The following is a 20586-nucleotide window of genomic DNA, read 5'->3' as shown; positions in this document are numbered from 1 at the left end:
CTCCTCGTCGAGTCCTAGTTCGCGCGCACACGCCACAGCCTGTGCGGCGAACGCCTCGTTGATCTCGAACAGTGCCACGTCCTCGAGCTTGCGCCCGGCCAGTTCCAGCGCCTTCGGAATGGCCTTGATCGGACCGCTGCCGGTGCGGGTCGGGTCCAGTCCCACCTGCGTCCAGGACAGCACGTTGGCCAGCACATTCTGCTGGGTATCGGGTGACGCCAGCGCGACGACCGCCGCCGCGTCGTTGATGCCCGACGAGTTGCCCGCCGTGACCGTGAAGCCCTCGATCTCTGGGTGCAGCACCTTCAGTCCGGCCAGCGACTCCATCGAACTGCCGCGCCGTGGATGTTCGTCCTCGGCGAAGGTGATCGTCGTCCCGTCGGCCTGGGGCACCTGGATCGGGATGATCTCGTCGGAGAACGACCCGGCGTCGATGGCCTTGATCGCACGCTGATGGCTGCGCAGCGCCCACTCGTCCTGGTCCTCGCGGGTGATTCCGTATTGAAGGTTGCAGTTGTGCGCGACAGTGATGGACATGTCCATCGCCGGCGCTTCGGCTGTCGGCGGATGCGACTCGGGAAACCACTGCGCATAGTCCTCGGGAGACTTGCCCGACGTGAAGGGTTTGCGCTTCTGCATGATCGGTCCGGTGGACAGCGACTCCATGCCGCCGGCCAGGATGGCGCGGCTCATCCCGGCTGCGATCTGACCCGCACCCACCGCGATCGCCGACAGGCTGGACGCGCACTGTCGGTTGACGGCGATGCCGGGAATGTCGATCAGGCCGAGGTCCACCGCGATGTAGCGGGCACTGTCGCCACCGCCTTGCATGCTCTCGGCCAGGACGAAATCGTCGAAGTCGGCGGTGTCCAGTCCCGAGCGCTCCATGACAGCGGTTACCACGGGTTTCGCCAGTTCGATCGCTGGGACGTTGGCCAGTGTGCCCCTGCGCGCCGTTCCGATCGGTGTGCGGGCAGCGGCCACGATCGCTGCGCGGGATGTAGTGGTGGCCATGTGTCTCCCAAGATCGTCGGACTCCGGGGCTGGTTGCCCTGCGGGCGGGGTCAGTCTATACCGTTAAATAGATATCGGTATTTCGGGTGGCGGCGACAGGAGCAGCAGGTGCAGACAATCGGATCCATCGACAGCGCGATCGCGTTGATCGGCGCCGAGCTCGGGGTCAGTCGCTGGGTGGACATCGACCAGAGACTTATCGACGCCTTCGCCGACGTGACGATGGATCACCAGTGGATCCACGTCGACGTCGAGAAGGCCAAGGCCGAGAGTCCTTACGGCGCAACGATTGCGCACGGCTTTCTCACGCTGTCGCTCATCCCCGGCGTGAGCAAGGACAACTATCGCGTCGAAAACGCGAAGATGGGCATCAACTACGGACTGAACAAGGTCAGATTCCTGGCCCCCGTCACAGCAGGCAGTCGCATCCGGGTGCGCTCCGAACTCGCGGACGCCACGAAGGTCGCCGACGACACCGTCAACCTGACCGTCCGGCACACCGTGGAGATCGACGGCGTGGACAAGCCGGCCGCCGTCGCAGAACTCATCGCCCGCTTCCTCTTCTGATGACTACCCTCACCAACGTGACCAGGGGCCCGTTCGACGGAAAGGCCGTACTGACCGGCGCAGGCAAGTCTCAAGTCGGGCGCCGGCTGGGCCGCACCGGCCTGGATCTGACGGTCGAGGCGGTGTTGCGTGCGATCGAGCACGCGGGGCTCGCCGTCGACGACGTCGACGGCATCGCCAGCTACCCGGGACCCGGAGTTCCCGATCTGGGTTTTTCCGGCGCGAGTGTCCACGACGTCCGCAATGCGCTGGGGCTGCGCAGCCGGTGGTACATGTCAGGGCTGGAGACCGCAGGCCAGATCGGCCCGGCTATCGAGGCGTGCATGGCCGTCACCCTTGGACTGGCCAATCACGTCGTGGTGTTCCGGTCGGTGTGGGAGTCCACGGCGGCGGAGCAGGCCGGCGGTGGACGTGCCTCCGTGCTTTTCACCGGGGGCAAGCTGCCGCCGCAATTGGAATGGGTCGCGCCGTTCGGAGCCTTGTCGGCGGCGAACTGGTTGGCCATGCCCGCACAGCGGTACATGCACGACTTCGGTTTGACCCGTGAGCAACTCGGCTGGATCGCGCTGAACGCGAGGCGAAACGCCGGGCTCAACCCGGACGCCGTCTACCGCCAGCCGATGACGATGGACGATTATCTGGGCGCCCGGATGATCTCGGAGCCGCTGTGCCTCTACGACTGCGATGCTCCCTGTGATGGTGCGACGGCGGTCATCATCTCCCGTCGCGACGCCGCCAGCGGTCTGCCGCACCATCCGCTGACCGTCGAGTCCGTTGGGCCGGGCATGTTCGAGCGCGCGACATGGGACCAGCGATCAGACCTCACCACGATGGCCGCCCACGATTCCGCCGCGACGCTGTGGCAGAACACCGCGTTGACGCCCGCCGACGTGGACATGGCCCAGATCTATGACGGTTTCTCCTTCTTGACTGTCATGTGGCTCGAGGCACTGGGGTTCTGCGAGCACGGCAAGGTCGGTGAATTCATCGAAGGCGGTGAACGGATCGCGCTCGACGGCTCGCTGCCGATCAACACCAGCGGCGGTCAACTCTCGGGCGGTCGCCTGCACGGCATGGGCTTCCTGCACGAAGCCTGCGTCCAGATGTGGGGTGAGGGCGGCGACCGGCAGGTGCCGCAGACCCCGGAAGTGGTCGCTGTCGGCGTCGGCGGCGGCCCGGTGGCCGGATCGATGTTGTTGAGTAGCAGGTAAAGCCCGTGACCGGAGACGACCTCGACATGACTCTTGGCGATGTCGTCACCGACAACGCGGTGCGTTTCCCGGATGTCCCCGCATACCGGTCGGGTTCGCGGATGGTCACCCATGCGCAGCTGCGTGATCGTGCGGTGCGGCTGGTGTCGGCGTTGGCAGCAGTCGGCGTGCGACGGCAGGACCGCGTCGCCGTACTGAGCCGCAACAGCATCGAGTTCGGTGAGGTGATGGCCGCGAGCCAGCTCAGCGGGATCATCATGGCGACGGTCAACTTCCGGCTTTCCGCACTCGAGGTACTCGACGTGTTGGACCGAGTCGCCCCATCCGTCGTGTTCTGCGAGGACGAATTCGCCGCCATGATCACCGAACTCGCGCCGCGATTGCCGTCCATGCCGCTACTGGTGTGCATCGGAGGAACGGCTCGCTCCGACATGGTCGCCTTCGAGGAGTTCATCAACTCCGGTGGGGGCGGGCAGCTCGCGTTCGCCGCGCGCCCCCACGACATCGCCTGCCTGCTGTCCACCAGCGGCACCACCGGGGCGTCGAAATGCTGCATCCTCGGGCAGGGGGAGCTGAGGCGGGTGGCGTTCACCATGAACGTCGAAATGCGGTCCGGCAGTGCAGACCGGGGATTGATCAACATGCCGATGTTTCACATCGGTGCGATGGCGATCATCGGCGGACTGCACGCTCGCGGCGGAACAGTGGTGCTCCAGCAGCAGTTCGATACGGCCGAGGCCGTGCGAATCATCGCCGAGCACAACATCACCGTGCTGCACCTGGCACCGGTGATGCTGCGGGCGTTGCTCGATGCAGTGACCGATGCGCGGGACCTCGAGACTGTGCGCACCGTCATCTATTCGGCCGCGCCGATAACGGCCGACGTCCTCCAGCGCGCGATGACGGCGCTGCCCAGGGCGGGGTTTCTGAACTTGTACGGCCAGACCGAAGCGATCGTGTCCGGGTTGCCGCGCGAACTGCATGTCCTCGACGGTCCAGATGCGGGCGAGGCACTGCGCTCCGTCGGGTTCCCCTTCCCCGGTGTGCGGGTGCGGATCGTCGGGGACGACGGCTGCGATGTGCCGGTCGGCGAGGCCGGTGAGATCGTCGTTCGATCAGACTCGCTGTTCCGCGGGTATTGGGACGATCCGGCGGCGACGCTTGCGACGCTTCGGGACGGGTGGTGCCGCACCGGCGATGTCGGCCGGTGCGACGGCCGCGGCCTGCTGTACCTGGTCGACCGCAAGAAGGACGTCATCATCACCGGCGGGGAGAACGTGTTTTCACCGGAGGTGGAGGACGTCCTCAGTTCGCTCGACGCGGTCGCGGCCTGCGCGGTGGTCGGCGCGCCCGACGAGAAATGGGGCGAGGCGGTCTGCGCCGTTGTGGTGCCGACGGCCGGCACCACCCTCACGCTGGAGGCAGTCCAGGAATTCGTCCGGTCCAGGCTCGCGGGTTACAAGGTGCCGCGGCGACTTGTGATTGTCGCCGAATTGCCGGTCCTGGCGAGCGGCAAGGTCGACAAGAAGCGACTCCGCGTGGATGTTGCAGGGGCGGTGGCCGGTTAGGCGGGCTGGCCGTAGACAGCGACGACCACCGTGCGGTCGAGGCTGTTCTCCGACCACACGCCGATGGCGAGGTTCGAGCAGTCCTGCATGATGGCCTTGTACGCCGGGTTGTACCACCATTGGCCGAGGATTTCGATCCCGCTGATCGCAAGTGCCGGGTTGATCGCGACGGTCTCGGAGGCCTTGCCGACGAAGCCCTGCGCATTGGCCCGATCCTGCGGGGTCGAGCCGTCCGAGCCGATGTCTCCGTCGAGGGCCCGGTTGTTGAGCACGTCGAGTGTGTGCAGGCGAGCCGCCTCTACGAGCCTGCCGTCCAGGTGCGCCTCGGCCGGACAACCGTTCTGTTTCTGCGCGGTGTCGATGTTGACGAACACGCTCTCGTTCAGCCGCTTGTTGTCGGCGTGTGCCGTCGGTATCGCAGTCGCGCCCGCGGCGACGACCAGCAACGGTATCGTCAGTCCGAATCGACCAGCCTTGCTGCGTGTCATGCGTGCCTCCCCAGTCTGCAAAGAGATTACCCGGTAATAAGCTAAATGAATTACGCTTTTGGTTCTATGAAGATGAATCCGTTCATCAGCCTCGCCTCTGCCGCGCTGTTCTGCACGGGCGGGGTCATCGCAGGCACGCCGACGGCGTCCGCCGACGCGGTTGCGTATCTGGTGAACGTGACGGTGAAGCCGGGATACAACTTCGCCAACGCCGACGCCGCCCTCGCGTATGGCCACGGGGTCTGCGACAAGATCGCCCAGGGCAGGCCGTACGCGCAGCTGGTGGGCGATATCAAGGGTGATTTCAATACCAACGACGAGTTCCAGGCTTCCTATCTGATCAGTCAGGCCGCCAACGAACTGTGCCCGGCGCAGATCTGGCAGTTACGCAACTCCGCTGCCGGCTACGTCGCGGCGCCGAGCTGACTCAGCAGGGAGCGGCCCAACAACGCGACGATGACCTCGGCCGCGTGCGCGTCGCTCTGCCCCGGCACAGTCGGCTCGGTCATCCGCCCGAGGATCGCGAGGAACACTGCCTGCGCCGTCGCGGGGTCCACCCCGGTCGGAAGCGTCGCGGTTTTAAGTAGGGCGGCTACCGCACCGCGTATCGATGCGATGCCGTCGCCGACCGCCGCTTCGGACAGGCGTTCGGCCACGGTGCCGTCGAACCAGGCACGGATGACGCCGCTGTAGGCCCGGTGAAAGCGGACGTAGTCATGAGTCCAGCGCGAAAACTGCTCGGCATCAACGCCATTGGTCGTCAACAGCTTCAAAGCCGCGGCGTGGTGCTCGGCTTCGATCACGGCCGCGCGGGTCAGCTCCGCAAGGATCATGTCCTTGGTACTGAAGTACCGATACAGCGTCGCCCGGCTGATGTCGGCCGCCGCGGCGATGTCCGCCATCCCGACCGCGTAATAGCCGCGCTGCGCGAACAACTGTGAGCTGACAGAGAGCACGTCCCTGCGAATAGGCGAGGGCTTCAGCTCGTCGTCCGCGACCGGAATGGCGACGTTGAGGCGAGGCGCGACCGCGGCGAAGGTCATTGTGTCCGCCCTGTCGGGGAAGAGCATGAGCTGGAGTGCGATCGCCAGCGAGCCCGATACGGTCTCTCGGGATGGCAGCCCGAACAGTCCACGGTGGCGATAGAGATTGACCATGTGGGGGATCCGCATGAGCGCTGCTACCGCATCGGCGATTTCCAGTCCGCTAACCGGTGCCGAGCGGAGTCGATCGGTGACGTGCCGGGTGAACGTTTCCGGCACCGAGTGGGCGTCGACCGCCGTCAGTCCCATCACGGTGCCGATGCCGGGGTACTCGGCGAATACCGCCGCGTGTGCGTCATAGATGTCCGCCCACTCGTGCATCCAGGCCTCGAGGTTGGCCAGTCCGTCCGCGGTGGGCCCCAGCGGCCCGAGGCGCTCGCCGAGCCCGAGCACGGATCGCACCGCAGCGCGGGACAGTTCGGCGAAGATCGCTTCCTTGTCGGCGAAATATTGATAGATGGTCGCCCGCGACGCGGCTGCTGACTTGGCGATCGTGTCGATCGACGTACTGTGAAAGCCGTTCTGCAGGAAGACTTCTGCCGCACACGACACGATCCGGTCGCGGGTGTGGAGGCCGCGCCGACCGACGACGGTGTTGGCCGGGGGCGCATATCCCGGCCGTCGCAACTTGTCGGCGGCAGTGGTCATTCTGCGGCCGGCGCCTGCGGCAGGTTGCGCTTGGCCTTGCCGGGGTAGCCGAAGAATTTCTCGAAGTTGGCGTCGTTGATGGGTTGCGCCGAATTGCGGTCGGCGGCGGCGCGCAACGCCGCCAGTCGGTCGCGGGCCTGCTCCAGGCCAGCGGTATCACCGGATCCACTGAGTCGGGTCACCGCGTCGTGGGCCGCGGTGATCTCGAGGCGAAGCCGTTCGCCTGCTTCTCCGAAGGTGAGCAGGTCGTGGTCGTCCTCGTCGAGCTTGCCGCGTGCCTCCGCATCCGGCGTGTGTTCGGTCGCCGACATGATCCACCTCTCAACCCTGGACAACTGTGGCCTGCATCATATACCGTCTGAGACGAAGTGTCAGAAAGTAAGACAAGTTGTCAGAAATGTGAGTGCAGCCATGCCGCTTCAGGACCACCACCAGATCGTGTCGGTCGACGACCATCTCGTCGAACACCCACGGGTGTGGCAGGACCGACTGCCGGCGAAGTGGCGTGAGCACGGCCCGCGGATCGTTGAAATGGACGGCAAACACCTCTGGTCCTACGACGGACAGATCTTCCCGACCATCGGCCTCAACGCCGTGGCAGGCAAGCCGCCGGAGGAGTGGGGCATGGACCCCGTGCGGTACGAAGACATGATCCCGGGCTGTTACGACCCGGTGGCCCGCGTCGCCGACATGGATCTCGACGGTGTGCAGGCCGCGCTGTGCTTCCCGTCCTTTCCCGGATTCGGCGGTGGAACCTTTCACCGCGCCGCCGACAAGGACCTGGCGCTGCTTTGCGTGAAGGCGTGGAACGACTTCTACATCGAGGAGTGGTGCGCCACCGCGCCCGACCGGTATGTGCCACTGGCCATCCTGCCGACCTGGGACGTCAGGGCATGCGTCGACGAAGCCGAGCGCGTGGCCGCCATGGGCGCGCGCACCGTGTCGTTCCCGGACAGCCCGGTGCCGCTGGGCCTGCCGTCGTTCCATTCCGATCACTGGGACCCGCTGTGGCGGGTCTGCTCGGATGCGCACATGCCGCTGTCGCTGCATTTCGGCTCGGGGTCCTACGTTCCCGGCTTCTCGTTCTCCTCGATGGCGCCGGTTGCCGGCCAGATGCAGATGCCGGACGCGCCGTTCGCTGTTGCGATCACACTGTTCTCGACCAACCTCATGTGGTCGACCGTGGACTGGCTGTTTTCCGGAAAACTGCAGCAGTTTCCCGACCTGCAGATCTCACTGGCCGAGGGCGGCATCGGGTGGGTGCCCTACATCCTCGAGCGGGCCGACTATGTGTGGGAGCGGCACCGGTACTACCAGCCAATCGACTTCGATGCCCGGCCATCCGATCTGTTCCGCAAGCATTTCTGGGGCTGCTTCATCGACGACGAACATGGCCTCGAGAACCGGCACAGCGTCGGCATCGACCGCATCATGCTGGAGATCGACTTCCCGCACAGCGACTCCAACTGGCCCAACTCCCGCAAGCGGGCGGCCGAGGTGCTCGCCGGCGTGCCCGACGACGAGTGCTCGCTGATCGTCGAGGAGAACGCGCGCAGGATGCTGAACTTCCCGCGGTCGACCGTGACCTGACCGGGATCCCCGGCGAATGAGGGAGATATTTAGCGGATTACCCTGACGCGTGACGTCGCTCCCGCTACATTCGTCGCAATGTGCCGACGGATCAGCGGCAGGGGAATTGAGGTGATCGTGGATAACCGATTCATCGCTGGCGCGTCTGCGTTGATAGTTGCCTGCGGTGTCGCCGGCTGCTCCGACCCGGCCCCCGCTGCACGACCGGCGGGCGGCCTGCCGGCGGGCACCGCGGAAGTGAGTATCAACGGCGCAGGCGCGGGCAGGTCGAATGCTGTCAACTGCTCGACCGTCGGACCGGTGACCACGATCAATACCGGGAACGAGAGTTCGGGCACGACTTCGACCATCGACAACCGCGACGGACTCGCGGTGCAATTCGCTCAGATCACCGATGTCGGGGGTTTCACCGGCAGTTACTGGGCGCATCTCGGGCCTGACGCGAAGGTCGAGATGACCGGGCAGACGTTTGTGGTGACCGGCAGCGCAACGGGTTTCAACGTCGACAACCCGAGCGCACGTGTCACCGAAGATTTCTCGATAAGGGTGGCGTGTTGACTCGGAAGGAGTTGCGGTGAAAGTTCGTCTCGAACGGGCAAAGTGCGTCGGTCATGCGCAGTGTTATGCGGTGGATCCGGACCTGTTTCCGATCGACGATTCCGGCTACAGCATCCTCGAGGCTCACGACGTCAAGCCCGGAGACGAGCAGCAAACGCGTGACGGTGTCGCCGCCTGCCCGGAGTTGGCCCTGATTCTCGAAGAGGACTGACCGCAGCACTTGCCAACTGCCCGGCCGACACAGCAGACTGCTCACATAAGTAACCAAGTTAACTTTGTGGGGTGCAGATGCCGTCAGCCGACTGGCGATCCCGACTCGAGGGGCTGCTCGCCGAGAATCGGCGTGACCAGCGGGCCGAGACCGGCAAGCCGAACCGCATAGAGTCCGCGCGCGCATGGCATGCCAAGCTCGTCGACAACGAGCTCGCCGCTCCGGGCTGGCCGAAGTCGCTCGGTGGCCTGGAGTTGTCGTTGGAAGATCAGCTCGATTACTACCGGCTCACCACGGCCGCGGGGGCGCCTCCGCACCCGTGCCCGCTGTCGTTCATCCTCGCGCCCACGCTGATCGAGCACGGGACGGCCGAGCAGAAGGCCCGGTTCCTCACGCCACTGTTGCGTGCCGACGAGTTCTGGTGCCAGGGCTTCTCCGAACCGGGCGCGGGCAGCGACCTCGCGTCGCTGTCCACTCGCGCCGTCCGTGACGGGAACGTCTACCGGGTCACCGGTCAGAAGGTGTGGACGACGATGGCCGATCGGGCCGACTGGATGTTCGCGCTGGTGCGCACCGGCCCACCCGGCCGCAGCACCGAGGGCATCACCTATCTGCTGATACCGATGGACAGTTCCGGGATCACGGTTCGGCCGCTGCGCGACATCAGCGGCGCGGCCCACTTCGCCGAGGTGTTCCTTGACGACGTCGAGGTGGCCGTCGAGAACCGCGTCGGCGACGAGGGGCGCGGCTGGTCGATCATGCGCACCTCGCTCGGCCACGAGCGGGCCACCGCGTTTCTGGCCGACGAGTTCAAATACCGAAAGACCGCCGACAGGGTCATCGAGCTGGTGGCGTCTGGACAACTGGACGCCGACCCGCAGGTGCGCCAGGACATCGCCCGGCTCGAATCCGGCGTGCGCACCATCGCGGCCAACAGCGCGCGTGCGCTGGCCGCGGTGCTCCGCGCCGAGGATCCCGGCGGTGTCGCTTCGGTGAACCGCCTGGTGAAATCGGAATTCGAGCAGCACATGCACGCACTTGCACTGCGTGCCGTCGGACCGCACGCGGCGCTGGGCAGTCGGGCAGCCGCCGCAATCGACAAGGGCCGCTGGACATTCGGGTACCTGATGAGTCGCGCCACCACCATCGGCGCCGGCACCGCCGAGATTCAGCGCAACACCATCGCCGAAAGCGTGCTGGGCCTGCCATCGCATCGCGGCGAGGGCAGCCGGGCCGCCGCTGTCGTGCCAGGGGCCCCACTCGCCGTCGCCGACGAGGACGAACGCGAACTGCGCGACGTGCTCTCGCAGACGCTGAGGGCTCGGGTCGACGTCGAAACGCTGCTCGACCCCAAGCGAGCCCACGATGCCTGCGATTCCGCCGCCTGGTCCGCGCTCGTTGAGTTCGGGCTGCCCGGACTGGCCGTCGACGAGGCACTCGGCGGCGAGGGTGCGCGCCCGCAACTGCTCTACGCGGCCATCGAGGAGGCGGGCAAGGCGCTTGCGCCGGTGCCGCTCGTTGCAACCGTGACGGCGCTCGGTGTGGCGGTCGCGGTCGGAGCCAAGGAGGCGGCACAGCGCATCGCGGCGGGCGCCCCCGCGGCATTCGCGGTTCCGCTTGACGACTCCGGCTGGCTGACAGCGGGGCCGGAACTGCCCGAGTGGGACGGGGAGCGGCTGAGCGGCTCGGTACCGATCGTGGCGGGAGCACCCAGCGCCGAGGTGTTGTTGGTACTCGCGCGGACGACTGGGGACGGCGAGGTTCTCGTCGCGGTCGACCCTGCCGGCGACGGCGTCGAGGTGACAGCTCAGCAGCCGCTCGACCTGACCGCGACCGTCGGCGCGCTGACCTTGACCGCGGCCGCCGGGGAAGTGCTGTCCGACGGGGCCGACTTGCGCAACGGGCTGCGCGACGCCCGCCGCCAGGCACTGCTGGCGGTGGCGGCGGACTCGGTCGGAGTGGGTTCGCGGGCACTGGCGATGTCGGTGGAGTGGGCCGGCGAGCGTCAGCAGTTCGGCCGCCCGATCGGCAGCTTCCAGGCGATCTCGCACCGCTGCGCCGACATGCTGGTTGCGCTGGAAGGCGCCCGCAGCCAGGTGCTGGCCGCCGCGCAGGCCGACGAGGACGAATCGGAGTACCTGGTCGACCTGGCCGCGGCCGCAGCGCTCGATGCCGCGGTGTCGGCCACCGAGGGCGCGCTGCAGATCCACGGCGGCCTCGGCTTCACCTGGGAGCATCCAGTCCATCTGCTGTTGCGCCGCGCCGCGGCCAACGCCGTGCTCGTCGGCCGCGCTGAGGCGTTGCGCGACCGCGCGGCCAGTGCGGTCCTGAGTCGATAAGCAGGCGGAGGCAAACGATGGAATACGGCATGGGCGACGAGTTGGCGGAGTTTCGCGCCGAGGTGCGGGCGTTCATCGCTGAGCACGCGCCGGCGATCCCGCCCCGTGCCGGCGTGCGCAGCGCTGAAAACGATGCCGAGTTCAAGGCGTTGCAGGAGTGGACAGGACGTCTCTACGAGGCGGGCTACGCGGGGTCAGACTGGCCGCCCGAATTCGGCGGCCGAAGCGACCGCTCACCCGAGCACGCGATCATCGTTGGAGAAGAACTCGCCCGCGCCAACGCGCCCGGCGCACAAAGCGGTAGCGTGCTGGCCTCCCACGCGCTGCTCCATTACGGCACAGACGAACAGCGCCGACGGCATCTACCCGAGATTCGCGCAGGCCGCGAACTGTGGTGCCAGCTGTTCAGCGAGCCCGGCGCGGGCAGCGATCTGGCGTCATTGCGCACCAGGGCCGTGCGCAGCGGCGATACGTACCTCATCGACGGTCAGAAGGTGTGGACGACCGACGGGCACTGGGCGCGGTATGGCTATCTATTGGCGCGCACCGACTCCGACGCACCGAAGCACAAGGGCATCAGCGCGTTCATCCTGGATATGTTTGCGCCGGGTGTGAGTGTGCGGCCACTGCGCGAGCTGACTGGTACGTCCGACTTCAACGAAGTGTTCTTCGACGGTGTCGAGGTACCGGCCGACGCGATGATCGGGACTCCGGGCCAGGGCTGGGCCATCGCGAACGCCACGCTCGCGCACGAACGCACCAACGTGGGCGGGATCGTGGTGAAGCTTCGACTCGCGGTCGATGCGCTGGTCGATCTCGCCCGCCGGATCACAGTCGACGGTCGTCCGGCCATCGACAGCGATCGGGTTCGCGACCGAATCGGGGAGTTCACTGCCGAGGTGGAGGCGTTGTCGGCGTTGACCTACGCCAACCTGACCCGCTGGCTGCGGGGCGGCGAACGCATGCACGACGCGGCGATGGGCAAGCTCATGTTCAGCGAACTCAATCTGGAAATGGCGCAATTCGCGGTCGAGTTGAGCGGCGAGGCGGGTGTGCTGGTCGAGGGCGACGACAACGTTCTCGACGACGGCCGCTGGCAGGACGAGTGGTTGTACGCGCGCGCCTACACCATCGCCGGTGGCAGTTCGGAGATCATGCGCAACCTCATCGCCGAGCGGGGGTTGGGCCTTCCGCGGAAGTAACTTTCTTATCGCGAGCAGTCGCAAAATCCTTATCGCGAGCAGTCGCAAAATCGCATAAAACCCGCCACGATAGTGCGATTTTGCGTCTGCTCGCGCTAGGTGGCGACCAGTGCGGCGCGGTGCTCGGCCACCGTTCCGTCGACGGCTTCGTCGACCTTGATCCGGCGCAGGAACAGATGCAGGTCGTGCTCCCAGGTGAATCCAATGCCACCGTGCACCTGCAGCGCGGTGCCCGCGACCTCGCTGGCCGCCGATTTCGCGTACGCGACGGCCGCAGAGCAGGCGCGCGACCGGGCGTCGTCGGGCTCCTCGTCCAGCGACAGTGCTGCCGCCCAGAGCGCCGCGCGGCCGGCCTCGACGCCGACGGCCATGTTCGCGCAGTGATGTTTGACGGCCTGGAAGGAGCCGATCGCCGCGCCGAACTGTTCGCGCTGGAGCGCGTAGGAGACGGTCATTTCGAGCAGCCGCGACGCACCGCCGAGCGCGTCGAAGGCCCGGTGTACCGCGAGCGCATCGCGCACATGCTGCAGTGTTCCGGCGGGCAGTGCCACCCAGTCCAGCGCAGAGCCGTCGAGGTCGAGCCGCGCCCAGGATCGGCTGAGATCCAGTGTCGTCATTGCCGACAACTTCGGCCCTCGTACCAGCGCGACGAATTCACCGTCATCGGTCGGCCTCACGACGGCGAAGCCGGTCATGTCGGCAGCCATCGGGACTGGGCTGGTAACCAGGTCGACCGCGCGGGCGAGGCCGACGAGCGGTTCGCCCTCTGCGGCGGTCTCCGCCTCGGGCAGCCCGGCGCGGTCGAGAAGCCAGCAAGCGATTGCGATATCCGCGAGCGGCAATGAGCCCGCCGCGTATCCCTGTTCCTCGCTACACACCGCGAGGTCGACGTGTGTGCCACCGACATCCGGGGTCAGAAGCGCCAGCAATCCAGACTCCGCTGCATGGGCAACCGCGGCTGGATCGACGGTGATCGGAGCCTTGTCGAGAGCCTGTCGCAGGCGTTCGATCGGGTCGTTTCGGCCCAACCAGGACCGCTCCGAATCGGCGAGCTGTTCCTGCTCACCGGTCAGGCCGAAGTCCACCTGCAGCCCCCTTCAGTAAGTTGACCTAGTAAACCATGTCGACTACGTTTGACGAAACAGTTCGGGCAACGGCCGGAGACGCAGGAAGTAGCGATGACAAGCATCCAGACGGCGCTGGGACGGCTGTGGAATGCCCCGGACGACGCTCGGATGATCCAGCGCGACGGGCAGTGGCTGACCTGGGGTCACGTCCGCGAGCTGACCGAGCGGATCGACCGCGAACTCTCCTCCGCAGGGTGCGGACCTGGCGGCCGCGTTGCCGTCGTCCTGGGCAACCGCACGGAGTCGGTCGCGGCGCTCATCGCGATCTTCCGGGTCGATCGCACGCTGGTGACGATCAGCCCCCTGCAGCCGGCCGAGCGGCTCAGCGCAGACCTCGTCGCGTCTGGCGCCGACTATCTGCTGGCGCCGCAGGATCTGTGGAGCGAGCCGCTGTTCGCCGATGCCGTCGAAGAACTCGGCGCCTGGGCATTCAGCGTCGACGGAACCGAGGTCGCTGCCCGCGCGAAGGCGACACATGATCCGCATGAGGGCAATCCGGCGATCGCCATCGAAATGCTGACCTCCGGTACGACCGGGCCTGCCAAGCGCGTCCCCCTTGGCCGCAGGCAGTTGGAGGTTTCACTGTCGGCGGCGCTGCAGCACAACAACCGCCCGCAGAGCAGCGACAAACCACCCCTGACGGGATCCGTCGGCATGGTCACTCTGCCGATTGTGCACATCGGAGGGCTGTGGTCGCTGTTGCAGTCGCTGGTGGCCGGCCGGCCGATCGTGATGCTGGAGCGGTTCTCGGTGTCCGGGTGGCATAACGCGATCAAGGAACACCAACCTATTCTGGTAGGCCTGCCACCGCCTGCCATTCGCGCGGTGCTGAACTCCGACATCCCGCGCGAGGACCTGGCCAGCGTGCGCGCCATCACCTCGGGAACAGCGCCTGTCGATCCCGCACTGGTGGATGCGTTCTTGCAGAGATACGGCATCCCGATACTCATCACCTACGGCGCCACCGAGTTCGCGGGCGCCGTTGCAGGCTGGACCGCCAAGGACTTTCGTGCTTCCTGGGCCGCAAAGAAGGGCAGTGTCGGCCATCCCTTCCCCGGCGTCCGCCTGCAGGTGATCGACGAAGATGGCGCGGAGCTACCCGTCGGGCAGATCGGACGGTTACAGGTGGCCTCGGCGCAAGTGGGGGATTCGCCGGACCGCTGGGTGACGACAAGCGACCTTGCCCACATCGACAGCGACGGGTATCTCTTCATCGACGGCCGCGCCGACGACGTCATCGTGCGGGGCGGGTTCAAGATCGCGCCCGAGACGGTGGTGCGGGCCCTGCGCACACACGACGCGGTCGCAGACGCCGCGGTTGCCGGACTGGCCGACGATCGACTGGGCCAGATCCCGGTCGCCGCAGTCGAACTCAGGTCCGCGATGACCGCAACCGGTGACGAGTTGCGCGCGCACTGCAGGGCATCGCTGACGGCGTACGAGGTACCCGCGAAGGTGTTCGTCGTCGACGAGCTGCCGCGGGGTGCGGCACTGAAGGTCGACCGCCGCCAACTTGTCGCGACGCTCGAGAAGCTCACTGCTGTTGCACAACCCGATTGAAAGGTGACGTGATGGGACGCGTGCAGGACAAAGTCGTTCTGGTGACCGGCGGTGCCCGCGGTCAGGGCCGCAGCCACGCGGTGAAACTGGCCGAAGAGGGTGCCGACATCATCCTGTTCGACATCTGCCACGACATCGAGAACAACAAGTATCCGCTGGCCACGCCACATGACCTGCAAGAAGCCGGGCTCGAGGTCGAGAAGACCGGCAGGCGGGCGATCACCGCGGAGGTCGATGTCCGTGACCGGGCTGCGCTGGAACGTGAATTGGCGAATGCGGTAGCCGAGCTCGGCGGCCGGCTCGACGTTGTGGTGGCCAACGCGGGTATCTGTCCGTTGGGCACCGACCTGCCGATCGGCGCGTTCGCCGACGCGTTCGACGTCGACTTCATCGGCGTGGTCAACACTGTGCATGCCGCGCTGCCGTACTTGAAGAGCGGCGCGTCCGTCATCACGACCGGATCGACGGCAGGCCTCATCGCCGCCCAGCAGGCGGCCAGTTCCGGTGTCGGCCCGCAGGGCCCGGGCGGAATGGGATACAACCTTGCCAAGTCGTTCGTCGGCCAGTACACCAAGGCTCTGGCCCTGCAGCTTGCGCCGATGTCAATCCGCGCCAACGCCATTCACCCGACCAATGTGAATACCCCGATGCTGCAGAGCGATCCGATGTATCGGGTGTTCCGGCCGGATCTGGAGAATCCCACCGCAGAGGACGCCGCACTCAGTTTCCCGTTGATGCAGGCGATGCCGATTCCCTACATCGAACCGCAGGACGTGTCGAACGTCGTCTGCTTTCTCGCATCCGACGAATCGCGCTACGTCACCGGGCTGCCGTTTCTGGTCGATGCCGGAAGCATGCTGAAGTTCTAGGAGGATTCAAGATGACCACCACCGAAGCCGCAGGCGCCGAGACCGCAGCCGTCGAAGGCCGTATCACCGACGAGGACATCGAACGCGCCGAGGCGCAGATCGGTATTGCGGTGAACCAGCGTGACGAGGCATGGAACAAGTTGCCGAGCGCCGACGCCATCACGCATTTCGCGTTCGGATGCGGCGACGACAACCCGTTGTTCCACGATCCGGAGTACGGCCGCGCGACCCGCTGGCACGGCCAGATCGCGCCGCCGACCTTCCCGATCACCACGGGGCTGGATCAGACGCCGAAGTTCACCGATCCGGAACGCAAGAAGCTGTTCCGCGGCCTCTTCCGCGGCACCGGGAAGTACTACTCCGGCGTGAAATGGACGTGGTATCAACCCGTCTACGCCGGGCGGCCGGTGTTGATGGAGTGCTACACACTGGCTGTCGAGGTCAAGGAGAGCCGATTCTCCGGTGGCCGCTCGGTCAAGGAGACCTACCGGTTTCTTTACATCGACGCCGACGGCAACCCGATCGCCACCCGCGACGAGTCGTACATCAACGCCGAGCGGCAGGGTTCGAAGAAGTCCGGCAAGCTGGCAGGCATTGAACGCCAGCACTGGACTGAGGAGGCCTTCGCCGAGATCGAGGCCGCCTACGAGGCCGAGGAGCGGCGCGGCGCCGAACCGCGGTGGTGGGAGGACGTCAACGTCGGTGACGAGCTGCCGATGGTGATGAAGGGGCCGCTGACGGTGGTGGACATCATCAGCATGCACATGGGTTGGGGCTGGGGCGGCTACGGCGTCGGCCCGCTGAAGTTCGCCCACCAGCTGCGCAAGCGGATGCCCGCGTTCTATCAACCCGACGAGTATGGGGTGCCCGACGTGGTGCAGCGACTGCACTGGGATCCCAACCGCGCTCAGGCACTGGGTATTCCGGCGCCCTACGACTATGGGCAGATGCGCGCTGCCTGGGTGAGCCATCTACTGACGAACTGGATCGGCGACGACGGCTGGCTGGCCGAGATGGACCTGCAGATGCGGGGGTTCAACTATCACGGCGACATTCACCGCTGCACCGGCACCGTCACGGAGAAGGGCCAGGGACCGGGGGAGACGGTGTCGATCGACGTATTCGCAACCAGCCAGCGCGACGAGGCAACCACCAAGGGCAGCGCAAAGGTCTTGTTGCCGTCCACGGAAACCGGTGCGGTAGTTCTGCCCGTGCCCGATGTTGACCTGAGAAGGCGTGGGGCGCAGGCCGTCTCGCGGATGTCAGGCAAGGTCGGCGAGGAGATGCGCCGCTTGCATGGAGAATGAGAGGAACCAATGAGGCGACTGGTCCTGGAGGCCGACCACGAGGCATTCCGCGAGACGGTGCGGCAGTTCATCGAGCAGGAGCTCGTTCCGAACGCCGAGAAATGGGAGGCCGACCGGCTGGTCGACCGGTCTGCGTACATCGCCGCGGGTAAGCACGGTTTGATCGGGTTCAACATGCCCGAGGAGTACGGCGGCGGGGGCGTCGAGGACTTTCGATTCAACGCCGTGATCGACGAGGAGATCGCCCGCTACGGCGGACCGGCGCCGTCGCTCAGCCTGCAAAACGACGTCGTAGGCCCGTACTTCTCGTCGTTGTCCAACGACGAGCAGAAGCAGCGTTGGCTGCCGGGCATCACCAGCGGCGAGCTGATCGTCGCCGTCGCCATGACGGAACCCGGCGCGGGCAGCGATCTGGCCGGGATACGCACCTCGGCGGTGCGCGACGGCGACGACTGGATCATCAACGGCGCCAAGACATTCATTTCCTCCGGAATCAACTGCGACCTGGTCGTGGTGGTGTGCCGCACCGACCCCGACGCGGGCCACAAGGGCTTTACCCTGCTCGTGGTCGAAGACGGTATGGAGGGTTTCACGCGTGGCCGCAAGCTCGAGAAGATGGGGCTGCACTACCAGGACACCGCTGAGCTCAACTTCGACAACGTTCGGGTGCCCTCTGCCAACCTGCTGGGCAAAGAGGGGCGCGGCTTCTATCACCTGATGCACAACCTGCCCTCGGAGCGGCTGTCCATCGCAATCTCCGCGATTGCAGGCGCGCGCGAGACCTGGCGCCAGACATTGCAGTATGCCAAGGACCGCAAGGCCTTTGGTCAACCGATCGGTAGCTTCCAGCACAACCGCTTCCTACTGGCCGAGATGGATACCGAACTCGAGATCGGTGAGCAGTACATCGACCGTTGCCTACAAGCTGTGGTCGACGGCGAGCTGACGGCGGTCGAGGCGTCGAAGGCCAAGTGGTGGTGCACAGAGACCGCCAAGAAGGTGATCGACGGGTGCGTGCAGTTGCACGGCGGCTACGGCTATATGACGGAGTACCGGGTGACCCGCGATTACATGGACAACCGCATCATGACCATCTTCGGTGGCACGACCGAGATCATGAAGGACATCATCGGCCGCGACCTCGGCCTATGACCGGCCCGCCGGTGTGGCCTATGACCGGCCCGCCGGTGTGGCCTATGACCGCCCCGCCGGTGTGGCCTATGACCGCCCCGCCGGTGTGGCCTATGACCGGCCCGCGGCGTGGTCTGTGACCCGGCCGTGGTGAACGGCATCTCGACCAGTCGCGACGACGGCGTCCTGCGGGTCCTGCTGGATCGCCCCGACAAGCTCAACGCTGTCGACACCCCGATGCTCATCGAGCTTGTGGCCCGGCTGGCCGACGCGGGGGCCGACGAATCGGTTCGTGCCGTGCTGCTGACAGGAGCCGGGCGCGCGTTCTGTTCGGGCGGCGATCTGTCCGGCGCCGAAACCAGGGGCGCCGTTGAGGCGGCCAACGAGGTGATCCGGGTGATCACCGCATTGCCGAAGCCCGTTGTCGCCGGCGTGCACGGCCCTGCTGTCGGGTTCGGCTGTCCGCTCGCGCTGGCCTGCGACCTTGTGGTGGTGGCCCGTTCGGCGTTCTTCCAACTCGCATTCAGCCGGGTTGGCCTGATGCCCGATGGCGGCACGTCGGCACTGCTGCCTGCCGCGATCGGGCGTGCCCGGGCCGCGCGCATGGCGCTGACCGCCGAAAAGATCTCGGCGTCAACGGCATTCGAGTGGGGGATGGTCTCGCACGTGGTCGATGACGCAGCCTTCGAAACCGAGGTGACCGAGGTGTCGCGCGACGTGGCCGTCGGGCCGACGCAGTCGTACCGGTGGATCAAGCGCGCGTTGGCGGCCGCGACGTTGTCCGAACTCGAGTCGGTGCAGGCGATCGAGGCCGACGGCCAACAGAGACTGGCGAAGACCAGTGACTTTCGTCGGGGCACCGTCGCGTTCCGCGAGCGTCGTCGGCCGGACTTCAAGGGTGATTGAGGAAGGAGGTTCGCATGCAGAAGCCGATGACCGGTGTGCGCGTCCTCGAGGTCGCGCAGTTCACCTTCGTTCCTTCGGCCGGCGCCGTGCTCGCCGATTGGGGCGCCGACGTCATCAAGATCGAGAATCCGGTCACCGGAGACGCGCAACGTGGATTGGTCGCCGTCGACGGGCGACCCGCCATGCACGAGCGCACGTCGTTTGCCCCGGTCGTCGAGGCGCCCAACCGGGGCAAGCGCAGCATCGGTCTTTCGCTTGCGTTGAACCAGTCGCGGCGGGCCTTCTGCGAACTCGTCAAGCGTAGCGATGTGTTTCTCACCAGCCATCTTCCACACATTCGGGCGAAGCTCCGAATCGATGTCGCCGACGTCCGTCGCATCAATCCGGACATCATCTACGTCGCAGGCAGCGGCTACGGGAGCGCGGGACCCGACCGGGACACGGGTGCCTACGACGCGACGGCGTTCTGGGCCCGTGGCGGTAGCTCCGACGGCGTCACACCGGCCGACGCCCGAGAGCCGGCGAACATGCCTGCGGGGGGCTTCGGGGACAACATCGGCGGCATCACCATCGCCGGCGCGGTAGCGGCGGCGCTGTACGGACGGCGCACGACGGGCGAACCCTCGGTCATCGACGTGTCACTGCTTGCGGTCGGCGCATGGACGACGCAGTTCAGCGTGAACCTCGCAATGCAGTACGGCTGCCCACTGCCGAAGACCGACCGCCGGACGCAGGCGCCCGGCAACCCGTTGACGGGGGCCTACCAGTGCGCCGACGGCCGGTTCGTCCAGTTGTCGATGTTGCAGCCGGCCCGTTATTGGCCGGAGTTCTGCCGTCTCTTCGGGTTCGACGAGGCGGCGGCGGACGACCGGTTCAAATCGCTGGAGTCGCTGGCGGCCAATGCCGACGAGGCCACGGCCTTGGTCGCCGACGCCATCGGTTCTCGTAACTTCGATGAGTGCAAGGCACTTCTCAACCAGTCGGGCGGCCAGTGGGCGCCCGTGCAGGATGCCTGGGACGTCGCGAACGACGAGTCGCTGATCGCCAACGGTCGCATCGCCAACCTCGTTGACGCGCAGGGCAACGCGCAGAAACTGGTGGCGAACCCGGTGAAGTTCGACGACGCGTCGCCGAACCTGACCCGCGCCCCGCAGTTCGCCGAACACACCGACGATGTGCTTCGTGAACTGGGCATCGGCGAGGACGAACTACTCGACCTCAAGTTCGACGGCGCGATCACCTGACAC

The 20586-nt window shown here is 66.3% G+C and carries 20 protein-coding genes; 15 read left to right on the top strand and 5 right to left on the bottom strand.

What is annotated here, in order from left to right:
* The coding region (locus QOC76_RS22755) for a thiolase family protein (protein ID WP_526360628.1) at positions 1-1014 on the bottom strand (1014 nt) is incomplete at its 3' end.
* Between the two features lie 108 nt (positions 1015-1122).
* Between QOC76_RS22755 and QOC76_RS22750 the strand changes: the two genes are divergently transcribed.
* From QOC76_RS22750 to QOC76_RS22740, 3 genes are read left to right on the top strand one after another with little or no spacing between them, the layout of a single operon-like run.
* Entirely contained in the window at positions 1123-1581 is a 459-nt protein-coding gene (locus QOC76_RS22750) for a MaoC family dehydratase (RefSeq protein ID WP_526360626.1), read from the top strand.
* Positions 1581-2792 (top strand): thiolase family protein, encoded by a 1212-nt coding sequence (locus tag QOC76_RS22745; RefSeq protein ID WP_526360624.1) that lies wholly within the window; start codon positions 1581-1583, stop codon positions 2790-2792. The genes QOC76_RS22750 and QOC76_RS22745 overlap by 1 nt, the downstream gene beginning before the upstream one ends.
* Positions 2793-2818: 26 nt before the next feature.
* Positions 2819-4360 (top strand): class I adenylate-forming enzyme family protein, encoded by a 1542-nt coding sequence (locus QOC76_RS22740; RefSeq protein WP_526360646.1) that lies wholly within the window; start codon positions 2819-2821, stop codon positions 4358-4360.
* On the opposite strand, the gene QOC76_RS22735 is transcribed toward QOC76_RS22740, so the two are convergent.
* Positions 4357-4848, bottom strand: a complete 492-nt coding sequence (locus tag QOC76_RS22735; protein ID WP_526360622.1) for a CAP domain-containing protein — start codon at positions 4846-4848, stop codon at positions 4357-4359. The genes QOC76_RS22740 and QOC76_RS22735 overlap by 4 nt on opposite strands.
* 72 nt (positions 4849-4920) lie before the next feature.
* Here QOC76_RS22735 and QOC76_RS22730 point away from each other — a divergent pair, with 72 nt between their 5' ends.
* Positions 4921-5274, top strand: a complete 354-nt coding sequence (locus QOC76_RS22730) for a DUF732 domain-containing protein (protein ID WP_526360644.1) — start codon at positions 4921-4923, stop codon at positions 5272-5274.
* Here QOC76_RS22730 and QOC76_RS22725 read toward each other — a convergent pair.
* The gene (locus tag QOC76_RS22725) at positions 5253-6539 is read right to left on the bottom strand and encodes a TetR/AcrR family transcriptional regulator (protein WP_526360620.1); all 1287 of its coding nucleotides are present in this window, start codon (positions 6537-6539) and stop codon (positions 5253-5255) included. The genes QOC76_RS22730 and QOC76_RS22725 overlap by 22 nt on opposite strands.
* Positions 6536-6850: an acyl-CoA synthetase gene (locus QOC76_RS22720; RefSeq protein ID WP_526360618.1), complete on the bottom strand. Its 315-nt coding sequence runs from the start codon at positions 6848-6850 to the stop codon at positions 6536-6538. Before QOC76_RS22720 ends, QOC76_RS22725 begins: the two co-directional genes overlap by 4 nt.
* 100 nt (positions 6851-6950) lie before the next feature.
* Here QOC76_RS22720 and QOC76_RS22715 point away from each other — a divergent pair, with 100 nt between their 5' ends.
* The 5 genes from QOC76_RS22715 to QOC76_RS22695 all read left to right on the top strand — a co-directional run bounded on the left by QOC76_RS22715 (position 6951) and on the right by QOC76_RS22695 (position 12439).
* Positions 6951-8129, top strand: coding sequence for an amidohydrolase family protein (locus QOC76_RS22715; RefSeq protein ID WP_526360642.1), 1179 nt, complete (start codon positions 6951-6953; stop codon positions 8127-8129).
* Between the two features lie 78 nt (positions 8130-8207).
* Positions 8208-8687: a lipoprotein LpqH gene (locus QOC76_RS22710; protein WP_526360616.1), complete on the top strand. Its 480-nt coding sequence runs from the start codon at positions 8208-8210 to the stop codon at positions 8685-8687.
* 16 nt (positions 8688-8703) lie between these two features.
* On the top strand, positions 8704-8898 hold the full coding sequence (fdxE, locus tag QOC76_RS22705; RefSeq protein ID WP_526360614.1) for a ferredoxin FdxE: 195 nt from the start codon (positions 8704-8706) through the stop codon (positions 8896-8898).
* A 77-nt stretch (positions 8899-8975) separates the two neighbouring features.
* On the top strand, positions 8976-11237 hold the full coding sequence (locus QOC76_RS22700) for an acyl-CoA dehydrogenase family protein (protein ID WP_526360640.1): 2262 nt from the start codon (positions 8976-8978) through the stop codon (positions 11235-11237).
* Positions 11238-11254: 17 nt separating this feature from the next.
* Positions 11255-12439: an acyl-CoA dehydrogenase family protein gene (locus QOC76_RS22695; protein ID WP_526360612.1), complete on the top strand. Its 1185-nt coding sequence runs from the start codon at positions 11255-11257 to the stop codon at positions 12437-12439.
* A gap of 95 nt (positions 12440-12534) precedes the next feature.
* Here QOC76_RS22695 and QOC76_RS22690 read toward each other — a convergent pair whose 3' ends face one another.
* Positions 12535-13524, bottom strand: a complete 990-nt coding sequence (locus QOC76_RS22690) for an acyl-CoA dehydrogenase family protein (protein ID WP_526360610.1) — start codon at positions 13522-13524, stop codon at positions 12535-12537.
* 93 nt (positions 13525-13617) lie between these two features.
* On the opposite strand from QOC76_RS22690, the gene QOC76_RS22685 reads away from it, so the two are divergent.
* From QOC76_RS22685 to QOC76_RS22660, 6 genes are all read left to right on the top strand, one after another.
* The gene (locus tag QOC76_RS22685; RefSeq protein ID WP_526360608.1) at positions 13618-15126 is read left to right on the top strand and encodes a class I adenylate-forming enzyme family protein; all 1509 of its coding nucleotides are present in this window, start codon (positions 13618-13620) and stop codon (positions 15124-15126) included.
* A gap of 11 nt (positions 15127-15137) precedes the next feature.
* Complete coding sequence (locus QOC76_RS22680) at positions 15138-15995, top strand: mycofactocin-coupled SDR family oxidoreductase (RefSeq protein ID WP_526360606.1); 858 nt, start codon at positions 15138-15140, stop codon at positions 15993-15995.
* An 11-nt stretch (positions 15996-16006) separates the two neighbouring features.
* Complete coding sequence (locus tag QOC76_RS22675; RefSeq protein ID WP_526360604.1) at positions 16007-17302, top strand: FAS1-like dehydratase domain-containing protein; 1296 nt, start codon at positions 16007-16009, stop codon at positions 17300-17302.
* 9 nt (positions 17303-17311) lie between these two features.
* Positions 17312-18454: an acyl-CoA dehydrogenase family protein gene (locus QOC76_RS22670; protein WP_526360602.1), complete on the top strand. Its 1143-nt coding sequence runs from the start codon at positions 17312-17314 to the stop codon at positions 18452-18454.
* A 129-nt stretch (positions 18455-18583) separates the two neighbouring features.
* On the top strand, positions 18584-19339 hold the full coding sequence (locus QOC76_RS22665) for an enoyl-CoA hydratase/isomerase family protein (RefSeq protein WP_526360638.1): 756 nt from the start codon (positions 18584-18586) through the stop codon (positions 19337-19339).
* Positions 19340-19353: 14 nt separating this feature from the next.
* Positions 19354-20583 (top strand): CaiB/BaiF CoA transferase family protein, encoded by a 1230-nt coding sequence (locus QOC76_RS22660; protein WP_526360600.1) that lies wholly within the window; start codon positions 19354-19356, stop codon positions 20581-20583.
* Positions 20584-20586: the final 3 nt, after the last annotated feature.

This window comes from Mycobacterium sp. (genome assembly GCF_032159565.1).
Classification (GTDB): domain Bacteria; phylum Actinomycetota; class Actinomycetes; order Mycobacteriales; family Mycobacteriaceae; genus Mycobacterium.
This window is presented reverse-complemented; position numbering and strand designations above follow the sequence as displayed.